This window comes from Bacillus sp. RC242, from assembly GCF_044908245.1.
GTDB classification, from domain to species: Bacteria; Bacillota; Bacilli; order Bacillales; family Bacillaceae_G; genus Bacillus_A; species Bacillus_A mycoides.
This window is the reverse complement of record NZ_JBIYCZ010000015.1, coordinates 122,282-134,537: the sequence shown is the minus strand read 5'-3', so window position 1 is coordinate 134,537 and position 12,256 is coordinate 122,282. Positions and strand designations below refer to the sequence as shown.

The 12,256-nt window shown below is 37.1% G+C and carries 12 protein-coding genes; 2 read left to right on the top strand and 10 right to left on the bottom strand.

Features of this window, described 5'->3' with window-relative positions; translation table 11 throughout:
• The coding region (locus ABH957_RS23750) for a Gly-Xaa-Xaa repeat protein (protein WP_404512340.1) at positions 1 to 1,368 on the top strand (1,368 nt) is incomplete at its 5' end.
• A gap of 81 nt (positions 1,369 to 1,449) precedes the next feature.
• Here the strand turns inward: ABH957_RS23750 and hfq are convergent.
• Both hfq and miaA read right to left on the bottom strand, forming a co-directional pair.
• Positions 1,450 to 1,674 (bottom strand): RNA chaperone Hfq, encoded by a 225-nt coding sequence (gene hfq, locus ABH957_RS23745; RefSeq protein ID WP_000813896.1) that lies wholly within the window; start codon positions 1,672 to 1,674, stop codon positions 1,450 to 1,452.
• Between the two features lie 21 nt (positions 1,675 to 1,695).
• Positions 1,696 to 2,649, bottom strand: a complete 954-nt coding sequence (miaA, locus tag ABH957_RS23740; RefSeq protein WP_002014696.1) for a tRNA (adenosine(37)-N6)-dimethylallyltransferase MiaA — start codon at positions 2,647 to 2,649, stop codon at positions 1,696 to 1,698.
• A gap of 180 nt (positions 2,650 to 2,829) precedes the next feature.
• Between miaA and ABH957_RS23735 the strand changes: the two genes are divergently transcribed.
• The gene (locus ABH957_RS23735) at positions 2,830 to 3,075 is read left to right on the top strand and encodes a hypothetical protein (protein WP_219303744.1); all 246 of its coding nucleotides are present in this window, start codon (positions 2,830 to 2,832) and stop codon (positions 3,073 to 3,075) included.
• A 61-nt stretch (positions 3,076 to 3,136) separates the two neighbouring features.
• Here the strand turns inward: ABH957_RS23735 and ABH957_RS23730 are convergent, their stop codons facing one another.
• The 8 genes from ABH957_RS23730 to gabP all read right to left on the bottom strand — a co-directional run bounded on the left by ABH957_RS23730 (position 3,137) and on the right by gabP (position 12,150).
• Positions 3,137 to 4,102: an SH3 domain-containing protein gene (locus tag ABH957_RS23730; RefSeq protein ID WP_404512338.1), complete on the bottom strand. Its 966-nt coding sequence runs from the start codon at positions 4,100 to 4,102 to the stop codon at positions 3,137 to 3,139.
• 348 nt (positions 4,103 to 4,450) lie between these two features.
• Complete coding sequence (locus ABH957_RS23725; RefSeq protein ID WP_061688518.1) at positions 4,451 to 6,310, bottom strand: PTS fructose transporter subunit IIABC; 1,860 nt, start codon at positions 6,308 to 6,310, stop codon at positions 4,451 to 4,453.
• Positions 6,311 to 6,323: 13 nt separating this feature from the next.
• Positions 6,324 to 7,235, bottom strand: a complete 912-nt coding sequence (pfkB, locus tag ABH957_RS23720; RefSeq protein ID WP_367961663.1) for a 1-phosphofructokinase — start codon at positions 7,233 to 7,235, stop codon at positions 6,324 to 6,326.
• Positions 7,232 to 7,984, bottom strand: coding sequence for a DeoR/GlpR family DNA-binding transcription regulator (locus ABH957_RS23715; RefSeq protein ID WP_219303363.1), 753 nt, complete (start codon positions 7,982 to 7,984; stop codon positions 7,232 to 7,234). The genes pfkB and ABH957_RS23715 overlap by 4 nt, the downstream gene beginning before the upstream one ends.
• Before the next feature lie 158 nt (positions 7,985 to 8,142).
• Positions 8,143 to 9,306, bottom strand: coding sequence for an iron-containing alcohol dehydrogenase (locus ABH957_RS23710; protein WP_404512336.1), 1,164 nt, complete (start codon positions 9,304 to 9,306; stop codon positions 8,143 to 8,145).
• Between the two features lie 117 nt (positions 9,307 to 9,423).
• A complete protein-coding gene (locus ABH957_RS23705; RefSeq protein ID WP_002137842.1) occupies positions 9,424 to 9,966 on the bottom strand; it encodes a DUF420 domain-containing protein in 543 nt (180 codons plus the stop codon).
• 317 nt (positions 9,967 to 10,283) lie between these two features.
• Entirely contained in the window at positions 10,284 to 10,622 is a 339-nt protein-coding gene (locus tag ABH957_RS23700) for a hypothetical protein (protein ID WP_002014685.1), read from the bottom strand.
• A 133-nt stretch (positions 10,623 to 10,755) separates the two neighbouring features.
• Complete coding sequence (gene gabP, locus ABH957_RS23695) at positions 10,756 to 12,150, bottom strand: GABA permease (protein WP_404457355.1); 1,395 nt, start codon at positions 12,148 to 12,150, stop codon at positions 10,756 to 10,758.
• Positions 12,151 to 12,256: the final 106 nt, after the last annotated feature.

Here is a 12,256-nt window from a genome sequence, read left to right as displayed (position 1 = left end):
CCTCAAGGTGCTCAAGGTAATACAGGTGCCACTGGACCTCAAGGTAACACGGGTGCTACTGGACCTCAAGGCGTTCAAGGTAACACAGGTGCTACCGGTTCCACTGGACCTCAAGGTGCGCAAGGTAACACGGGTGCTACTGGACCTCAAGGTACGCAAGGTAACACGGGTGCTACTGGACCTCAAGGACCTCAAGGTAACACGGGTGCTACTGGACCTCAAGGTCTTCAAGGTAACACGGGTGCCACTGGACCTCAAGGTATTCAAGGTAACACGGGTACTACTGGTTCCACTGGACCTCAAGGTCTTCAAGGTAACACGGGCGCTACCGGTTCCACTGGACCTCAAGGTGCTCAAGGTAACACGGGTGCTACCGGACCTCAAGGTGCGCAAGGTAACACGGGTGCTACTGGACCTCAAGGACCTCAAGGTAACACGGGTGCTACTGGACCTCAAGGCGTTCAAGGTAACACAGGTGCTACCGGTTCCACTGGACCTCAAGGTGCGCAAGGTAACACGGGTGCTACTGGACCTCAAGGACCTCAAGGTCTTCAAGGTAACACGGGTGCTACTGGACCTCAAGGACCTCAAGGTCTTCAAGGTAACACGGGTGCTACCGGACCTCAAGGTGCGCAAGGTAACACGGGTGCTACTGGACCTCAAGGCGTTCAAGGTAACACGGGTGCTACTGGTATAGGAGTTACCGGACCTACTGGACCTTCTGGTGGGCCTCCTGGACCTCAAGGTAACACGGGTGCTACCGGACCTCAAGGTCTTCAAGGTAACACGGGTGCTACTGGACCTCAAGGTCTTCAAGGTAACACGGGTGCTACTGGACCTCAAGGCGTTCAAGGTAACACGGGTGCTACTGGACCTCAAGGCGTTCAAGGTAACACGGGTGCTACTGGACCTCAAGGTCTTCAAGGACCAACGGGTGCTACTGGTATAGGAGTTACCGGACCTACTGGACCTAGCTTCCCAGTAGCAACAATCGTTGTAACAAACAACATTCAACAAACTGCACTCCAATTTAACAACTTCATTTTTAATACAGTATTTAACGCAAACAATATTATCTTCAACGGCACAGATACAGTTACTGTTATCAACGCTGGTATTTATGTAATTAGCGTATCCATCTCTACAACTGCACCAGGATGTGCTCCGCTCGGAATAGGAATTTCAATAAATGGAGCAGTCGCAACTGACAACTTCTCTTCAAATCTAATAGGCGACTCCCTTTCATTTACTACAATTGAAACATTAGCAGCTAGCACAAATATTTCTGTCAAATCTACCCTTAGCGAAATTACAATTCCCGAAACAGGCAACACTAACATCCGACTTACTGTATTTAGAATCGCTTAAATTTCACCATTTATTGTTTATGACAAATAAAAAAAAGAGCGAGAAACTCGCTCTTTTTTTGTTATGTACAATAATTCATTACTACTCTAATTCAATTGAAACATTTTTTTGTGGTACAAATGTAGAAATTGCATGTTTATAAATAAGCTGTTGCTTACCTTCTGTTTCCAGCAGGACTGTAAAATTATCAAATCCTTTAATTAATCCACGAAGCTGGAAACCATTTAATAAGTACAGCGTAACGAACGTATTCTCTTTACGGAGTTGATTTAAAAACTGATCTTGAATATTGATTGATTGCTTCATGTCGAATCCTCCTCTTTTTCTCTACTTACTATTATTCGACTTTAGTTGTAGCTTTCCTTCTATGTATCGTAAAATTTCTGACGTTTTTTCACCATCAGTAACATCGAACCACGCGACATCCATCTTATTACGGAACCACGTTAATTGACGTTTTGCATAACGGCGTGAATTCGTCTTTAATTGTGATACCGCTTCTTCTAAAGATACACGATTCTCAAAATAATCATATATCTCTTTATAACCAATCGCTTGAATAGATTGACAATCTCGCACTCCTCTTTCATGTAAACCTTTTACTTCTTCTAATAAACCTTGTTCAATCATTAGGTTAACACGTAAGTTAATGCGATCGTATAGCATTTCTCGATCCATTGTCAAGCCAATTAATGAAACATCGTACAGTAACTCATTTTCTTGTTTTTCGAGCTGGTTACTCATTTTTTCACCCGTCGTGTGAAAAATTTCTAACGCCCGAATAACACGCCTTACATTATTGGCATGAATACGCTCCGCACTTTCTGGATCTACTTCTTGTAACTTTTTATGTACATATTCCACACCGTGTTCTAATGCTAACTTTTCCATCTGTTCTCGGTATGTAGCATCCCCAGCCTCATCTGTAAACTGGTAATCGAATAAAACAGATTGTATATAGAGACCGGTTCCACCAACAATAATTGGTAATTTCCCGCGCTCTGTAATTTCTCGAATGCACTTACGGACACGTTCTTGAAATTCCGCCACAGAAAATGAATCTTCCGGATCTTTTATATCAATCATATAATGCGGAATTCCGTCCATCTCATCTATCGTCACCTTTGCAGTCCCGATATCCATCGTACGATAAATTTGCATGGAATCACCACTAATAATCTCACCATTCAACGCTTTTGCAAGATCGATACTTAATTTCGTCTTTCCGACAGCAGTTGGCCCAATGATGACAGCAACTTTTTCACGTTGCACTTCTCCCATATCATTCAACTCTCTTTATGTAATATACTCCATCTATTGATTATACCCAATCTTACCAATTTTAACGGCATGATTGCAAGTTCTTTGAATCTAGTACATGAAATTACACAAAAAAAGAGCATAGCTTGTCCAATTCTGCATATACATGATAAAAAATAGCTCGGAGAGGGTGCAATGACTATGAAACAAGCGACTATCGATTTTCCATTATTAATAAAAGACCTTATTTTAGCTACTGCTATAAAAGAACAAAATTGTTCACAAGAAGAATTATACTTCGCACTAAATTGTTTACTACGTTCCTTTCATTCTACTATTCAAGAAACAACGTTACATCCAGAAAATAAAAATACAGAGTATATGCAAACTCAATTTTGCACCGCGTATAAAATTATTACAGGTAAAACAATTTACCCTTTTCAATAATTCTTATAAAAAAAAGCGGCCGCTTAGACATTTTCAAGCAGCCGTTTTTTATTTTAATAAATTATTTTATAACTTTCACTTTAACGGATTTACGACCCCAACTATCAGCAGTGCTATCTGAACCAACTAAAACATCAATACGGTTTCCTTTAATCGCGCCACCAGTATCTCCAGCAATCGCTTCTCCATATCCTTCCACCCACACTTTTGATCCGAGAGGAATTACTTTCGGATCAACAGCAATAACTTTCATATTTGGATTCGCTGTTAAATCATGCCCCATCGCTGTTAACACACGACCACCATATGTGCCATTTTCACTCGGGTGAGCTGTGTAAGCTGTCGCTTCTACTGTTATTTCACGACCAGCAGGTTCACTTGTTTCAGTAGATTTCGCCACTGGCTTAGTTGCCAGATTCGCTTGCGCTACTGGTTTACTTGATGCTCCACTTTTAACTGATTCTTTTCCATTAACTGCCGTATCATTTTTAGCCGGCGCTTTCTCCTTAACTGATGTATCATTTTTAACCGCCGTTTTCACCTTAGTTGGCGCTTCATCTTGAGCTGGAACTTCTTTTCTTTCAATAACAGGTGCTGTACCTGTTAAAAATGGTATGTGAACATACGCCGCTTTCCCGCCATATTCGAATTGTAACCATTCGTTTTGTACTTGATTTGTCGTTTCAATCAAGTCATCTTTTTTAAGCGTGCCAAGAATTTCTGAATCAGTATTCGCTCCAGCACGAATGTTTAATACGTTTGCTGTTACATAATAAGAACTTTTCGTAAACTCGGCACTTACAAAAGCTTCTTTACCATCTAATTTAATTTTGGACCATCCGTTTTCTGTATTTATAACATCTAATTTATTTCCACTTAACATTTTACCTACAAGTTTTGATTCTACAGTTGGGTTTTCTCTAACGTTTAATACATCTGTTGTTACAATCGTTTCCGCTTTAGCAGAACCTGCAAAAATCCCAAGACCAAAAACTGCTGCTGTTGCTATACCTAATAATTTTTTCATGAATAGCCTCCATTTGCTTTGTTTTCGTGTTCTCATTATAGCAACAGTTTTTTGTAGAATTTCGAAAATCACACAATTACAAAGCATTCGTAATAAACGATTAATGATTTGTAACATAAATTTCCATATTAAAGAATTGTATTTCTACCAAAATTAGCAATAGTTTTCATATATTTCTCACAAATTAGCATAAGAATTTTTTTCCAGAAAAAATTACAGTATTACTTTTTTGTTACAAAAAATTCACTTTTCATTACATCTTTTACCAAAATCCATCATAATCCAATTATTAAATTACTTTTTGTAACGAAAAAGGAACAACTCCTATTAGCTGTCCCTTTTTATCTTTTATTTAACTTTCTTCTTCCAAACACCTATCATAATAGCTGAAACAATCGTCCCAATTAATATAGAGAAAATGTATAGCAACGGTTTATTCACTAATGCGATAACAAACAATCCACCATGCGGTGCCGGCAATGTAATTTGGAATAACATAGATAAGGCACCCGCGATACTTGAACCAACAACACAACTTACTATTACTCGAACCGGATCGGCAGCTGCAAATGGAATCGCACCTTCTGTAATAAACGATGCTCCCATAATATAATTTGTTAAACCAGATTTACGTTCTGCTTCTGTAAATTTTGTTTTAAAGAATGTGGTTGCGAATGCAATCGCAAGTGGCGGTACCATACCACCAGCCATAACTGCTGAGTGCACTCCAAAATTCTGTGCTTCTATTGCAGCAATACCAAATGTAAATGCCGCTTTATTAATTGGACCACCCATATCAATTGCCATCATACCACCTAAAATAAGTCCTAATAATATAGCATTCGTACCACTCAAACCATTTAACCATCCTGTTAACATTTCATTTAATGCTACAACAGGCGGATTTACTACTTTTTGCATAACAACTCCTGTAATCAACAATCCAAAGACTGGATATAACAAAACAGGTTTAATTCCTTCTAACTGTACTGGTAATCCTGAAAATAATCTTTTCAATCCTAAAACAACATATCCAGCTAAGAAACCAGCAATTAATCCACCTAAAAATCCCGCATTCGCTTGTGCTGCTAAAAAACCACCGACAACGCCAGGCATAAAACCAGGTCGATCAGCAATAGAACTCGCAATAAATCCAGCTAAGATTGGTACAAGGAATAAAAAGGCTCCTTTTTCTCCACCGCCAATATTCATTAATATTTCAGCAATAGGACCTTCCGCCTTAATTCCACCGAACATAAATGCTAATGCAATTAAAATTCCGCCACCAACAACGAACGGAAGCATATTACTTACACCGCTCATTAAATGCTTATAAATTCCTAGCCCTTTTTCTTTCTCTACATTTTCTGCCTTCCCATTCTCTTTGACACCTTTAAAGATTGGTGCATCTTGTTTTACAGCTCTATTAAGAAGGACTTCAGTTTTTCTAATACCATCAGCTACTGGCACTTGAATGACATACTTCCCAGCGAAACGGTTCATTTCTACCTGTTTATCTGCCGCAACGATAATCGCTGTTGCGCGTTCAATATCCTCTTTCGTTAAACCGTTCTTTACACCTGTTGATCCATTCGTTTCAACTTTAATCGCAATCCCTAACTCTGCCGCTTTTGCTTTTAAACTATCCGCAGCCATATATGTGTGAGCGATACCAGTCGGACAAGCTGTAACAGCTAATACGTATGGCTCATTCCCTTCCGGCTTTGCTACTTCAACTTCTTCGTCTTCTTTTTCATTCTCTTTTTCATCAAATAAACGGAGAAGTTCATCCTCATCCTTTGCTTCTAATAATTGCTTGCGGAACCCTTCATCCATCAATAACGTAGAGAGACGAGATAACGTTTCTAAATGAGTATTATTCGCCCCTTCACTCGCAGCAATCATAAAAAACAGATGTGCAGGCTGTCCATCAAGCGACTCATAGTTGATACCGCTTACACTTCTACCGAAACAAATCGATGGTTGTTTAACGGCATTCGTCTTCGCATGAGGTATAGCAATACCTTCACCAATTCCAGTTGTGCTTTGTGACTCCCGCTTTAGAATAGCTTCTTTAAATTCAGCTTTACTATTTAAACGATTTGCCCCGTTTAATTTTTCAACTAATTCATCTATGACAGCTTCTTTATTTGAAGCTGTCATATTCATAATGACTGTATCCCTTTTTAATAGTTCTGTAATTTTCATATATTGCTTCCCCCTATCGCTTAGCTACAATTACTTGCGACAATAATTCTTCTACCTTTTCCTTTGTACATAAATCCGCCGAGAATGCTGTTGCACTTCCTGTTGCAACACCATATTGAAATGCCTTTTCAATATCCTTTGTCTGTTCGTATTTACCTACAAACCCTGCAACGAGAGAATCTCCGGCCCCAACCGAATTAATTACAACACCTTTCGGAACAGTTGCTTCATATATACCTTCTGCCGTAAATAATAAAGCTCCATCTCCTGCCATTGATACGATAACGTGCTCTACACCTTGTTCGATTAATTTTCTTCCATACGGTAATATGTCTTCTACGGTTGAAAGCTCCACTCCGAATAACTCACCAAGTTCATGATGATTTGGCTTTATTAAAAACGGCTTATTTTTAATTACATGCTGCAGTGCACTACCACTTGCATCTACTACTACACGAATACCTTTTTCGGCTCCAAACGCTGCGATTGATTCATAAAAGGTATTTGGAATAGAAGCTGGTACACTTCCAGCTAGTACAACACAATCTCCAGATTGCATACTTTCGATTTTTTTCATCAATTGTTCAAATTGCTCATTTGTCACAATAGGACCCTGTCCATTTAACTCCGTTTCTTCTTGCCCTTTTATTTTCACATTAATTCGAGAATCTCCACCTACTTGGACGAAGTTTGTTGTTACACCTTCATCATGTAATACACCTTTAATAAATTGACCGGTAAATCCACCCGTAAATCCAAGCGCTACATTTTCGACACCTAAACGATGAAGAACGCGAGAAACATTAATCCCTTTCCCTCCAGGAAACTTCATATCTTTCTCTGCTCGATTTACTGTTCCTAAATCGAAAGAATTAACTTGTACTACATAATCAATAGATGGGTTTAAAGTAACTGTATAGATCATTGTTTATCAGCCTCAATCACATTTGTTTGTCTTCTATATTTTTCTAAATCAATTTCTAAATGGTTTGTAATAATACTTGCATCTTCAACATTTGCAATTTTTGCAAATGCAACTTCTGAAAACTTACTTTCATCAATTAAGAAATATCCTTCATTTGCTAATGTTAATGCCAGTTGCTTCAAGAGCGCTTCTTCTGGATCTGGTGTTGTAAAACCAAGCTGTTCGTGTACACCATTCGCTCCTAAAAAAGATTTATCGAAGCGATACTTCTGCATACTTTCCTGTGCCATAGCACCAATTAAAGCTTTCGTCCTACTCTTCATCATCCCGCCTAGTAAATACGCACGAATATTATTTTCAACTAAAGCTTCAATATGCATAAGTCCATTCGTTACGACAGTAACATCTTTGTTTATTAAAAATGGAATCATTTCAAATGTTGTACTTCCTGCATCTAAATAAACGCAATCCCCTTGTTCAACAATACTAGCCGCATACTTGGCAATTTGTTGTTTTATTTGAATGTTTTTGGATGATTTTTCAACCATCGTTGGCTCTTGTCCTTTTCCTGTTAAAACAGAGGCACCACCATGAACTCTTTTTAATAACCTTTGCTTTTCCAATTGCGCTAAATCACGACGAATTGTTGATTCAGAGCTTTCTGTTCTTTCCACTAATTGCTGTAATTTAACAACCTTCTGCTCTTTTACAAGTTGCAATATCATTTGATGACGTTCAGGAGTTAACATTTTCTTCACCTCTTCTTTGATTACAGTATAATGAAAACGATCACAAAAATCAACCATAAACATTCATAAATAATCAAAACCAGTCACAAACGGTTATAGACAACAAAAAAGAAACCCATTTGATTGTTATATCAAATGGGTTTCTTTTTTCGATTCACTTATAAAGAAGCTTTATATATACTTAAAACATCGTCTTTATTTAATTTTTTAAAGTTACCGAATTCACCATAAGCCATCGCTTTATCCGCCATTAAGTCAATTTCACTTTCTCTAATAGCGTAATCAGCTAATGTTACTGGAGCTTCAATTGAAGTCCAAAATTGACGTAACACCTCAATTCCCTCTAATGCAACCTCTTTATCTGTCTTCCCATCTGTTTCTACATCGAATACACGAATAGCGAACTGTTTAAAGCGACTCACGTTTTCATCTATAACATGCTTCATCCAATTTGGGAATAGAATCGCGAGTCCGCCCCCATGCGGTATGTCATGAACAGCAGAAACTGCATGCTCAATATTATGAGTTGCCCAGTCTCCTTTTACTCCCATCGCTAAAATGCCGTTTAACGCCATAGTACCGCAATATAAAATTGTTTCCCTATGCTCATAATTTTCTAGATCACTTAAAAGCTTAGGAGCTGTTTCAATTACTGTTCTTAAAACAGATTCACAATAACGATCTTGTAATTCTGTATTCATGCCGTGATGGAAATATTGCTCTAATACGTGCGACATAATATCGACCATACCATAAATCGTTTGATCTCTCGGCACAGACGAAGTATGTAGTGGATCTAAAATTGAAAACTGAGGGAATGTAACTGGACTGCCCCAGCCGTACTTTTCATTCGTTTCCCAGTTTGTAATTACAGATCCTGCATTCATTTCAGATCCTGTTGCTGCAAGCGTAAGCACAGTACCAAATGGTAACGCCTCGCTAGCAAATGCTTTTTTCGTTACAATATCCCACACATCTCCATCATACTTACTACCAGCTGCAATCGCTTTCGTACAGTCGATTACACTTCCTCCACCAACTGCTAAAATAAATTCGACTCCATTGTCTTTACAAATTTGAATCCCTTTCTTTACAGTTGATAAACGAGGATTCGGTTCAACACCTGTCAATTCAAACACTTCCGCATTTATATCCTTTAAAATAGAAATTACATTATCATAAATACCGTTTCTTTTAATACTTCCTCCTCCATATACGAGAAGAACTTTCTTACCGAACTTTGGAATCTCAGTTTTTAACTGCTCTAATTGTCCTTTACCAAAAATAAGTTTTGTTGGATTACGAAATACAAAATTTTGCATATACCTTTACCATCCCTTCCATATGAAAAGCAACTATACTTTTGTATACCACACTTTTTTAATTTCACAAACAAATTTGCTTAACAAAAAAATCCCAGCCTTAAAGGCTGAGATTTTTTATTGATAATAAGGCGAGATCATTAAGTAAACAATAACCCCAGATAAACTTACATATAACCAAATTGGCATCGTCCAACGTACAATTTTACGATGACGTGTTAATTGATTTGTAAAACCAAATACAAGTGCAAACAATGCAAGTGGTACAATAATTGCTGCAAGGATAATATGTGTAATTAAAATGATGAAATACACATATTTAATGAATCCTTCTCCGCCAAAATGTGTTGCTGGCGCCAAGTAATGATACGATAAATATGAAACACAAAATAGTAAAGTCGTTGTAAATGCTGCAAGAATAAATCCACGATGCATTTTTACATTCTTTTTAATAATAGAGAATAATGCTGCTAATAAAAATACAAACGTAAAACTATTAAAGATTGCATTTAACATTGGTAAAATTGTTACATCAAAATGTACTTCTCCTTCATAGCCAACAGGTCCAAAGAACAAAAATAAAATAATCGCATTTACAAGTACAGAAAGCGTTATCACAATAGGAGCATAGCTTTTCTGATTAGTTGATTGATCCACCAAAATGGTCACTCCTCTTCCTTCAAATATGTATACGTAACCTCACTATTTTAACATATTATTCACAGTGTAAATGTGACAATAGTTTGACACAGTAAGACAGAGCAAAGAAAAAAATCCTTCTTAATAAAACTTCTTAAGAAGGATTTTATCGCTTTATTATTTAAATAGCAATGGAATTAGTTTTTGTTAAAAAACGTATTGCTATACGCTTGATATATTTCAGACACTTGATATCCCATTAATGAAATTGCTGTTAATGAAAAGAAACCAATCATAAGAAATCGAAACCACATATAAATCTCCTCCTTGTATTTAGCTTAAAAAACGTTAGCTATATTACAAGTTGAGTGGCACTCTTCATCGTCACTTTCCTTCTTCTTTACAATTGCTGTTATAAATCGAATCATAAAGAAAATCACAAAAGGAAATTGTTCGTAATTTACCTTGGCATAGTTCAGCAACGGCTCGCGCTGCACATCGAACGGAGATGAGAAGGAATAGAACATACCTTGCTCTTCCATATATACAATTACAATTTTCATACAAAATACTATTCCTAGAAACGAAACAATATCTTGCCATTCTGTCGTATATAAAAAGTTATACAGCTCCAATACGTACTCTTCCATCATCATCCCCCCTTCCTTTTTTACCATTTTGCTCGCCTTCGTATAAAAAGTCAAGAAAAAAGTTTATATTCACTATGACAATAGTAATTACTTGTTTCTATGATTATATATGATTCTTTTATAGCAATGATTGGGTGTAACTCTCTTCCAAAACAATAAATTAGAATTGAACGGGCTCTTTATCCTCACTTTTAGGATTCAAAACCGAACTATTTTTATTTCTATTAAAAATAAAATAAGAAACTATAATAAGAACAGTAACAAGCATCGTTAAAAGTGCTTGTGAACGCAAAGATTCAATTGCAACCATTGCAACTAAAACTGCTATAATAGCGGCAATTGTAACATACGTTACATACGGGAAAAGCCACATTTTCACTTTCAAATTTTGTTGTTCTACTTTCCCCATTTTTTTACGTATCTTTAAATGTGAAACTGCTATAACGAGATAAACTAGTAACGCAATCCCACCAGATGCATTCACTAAAAATAAAAAGACTTTATCTGGAGATATGTAACTAAAAACAACTCCAATATAAGCAAAGAACGTTCCAAATAAAACTGCCCGAACTGGAACACCACTACTGTTCAATTTTAAAAATGCCTTTGGAGCATCTCCTCTTTCTGCCATCGAAAAAAGCATTCTTGAGTTTGTATATAAACCTGAATTCAAGCAAGAAAGTACAGCTGTTAAAACGATAAAATTCATAATTTGTGCTGCCGCTGGTATTCCTATATGTTCAAGTACCGCTACAAACGGACTTTTTAATATGTTTGCTGAGTTCCATGGAAGAAGTGTAACAACTACAGCGATAGATCCAATAAAAAATACGAGAATACGCCAAATCACACTATTTGTTGCTGTTTTTACTGCTTTTACAGGTTCGGCAGATTCACCAGCCGCTACAGCAACAATCTCTGATCCCATAAATGAAAATATAACGACGGTGATTCCAAGTAACACCGAACTTATACCATTTGGCATAAATCCTCCTTGACCTACCAGATTCGAAGTGCCAGGCGCTTCCGTTCCTGGTACAAATCCTAAAATAACAGCTAGTCCAAGACAAAGGAACAAAACAATACTTATTACTTTAATAAATGAAAACCAATATTCAAATTCTCCAAATGATTTCACCGAGAAAACATTCGTCAACGTTAATAAAATCGTTAATATTAAGCTTAATAACCAGAGTGGGATTTCTGGAATCCAGTATTGAATAATACCAGCACCTGCTGTAGCTTCTATTGCAATAACAATTACCCAGAAAAACCAATATAGCCACCCAATTGTATAACCTGCCCATGGACCAATTGCCTCTCTTGCATATGTTGCAAATGAACCACTTGTCGGATTAATAGCTGCCATTTCTCCTAGCATTCTCATAACGAAAATAACTAGAAGTCCTGCTAATGCATATGAAACGATAGAACCTGGACCTGCTGAATGCACAACCGCACCACTTCCAACAAACAAACCAGCTCCTATTACGCCACCAATGGAAATCATTGTAATGTGGCGTATTTTGAGGTCTTTCTTAAGATTTTTATCCAACTCTTGTACATCCCCTTCCAAACTTAATTTTGAAATTTATGTAAGAGTATTATGCGAAAAATCTTATCCTATACTTTAAAATATATCAAAATATTCTGAATTTAAC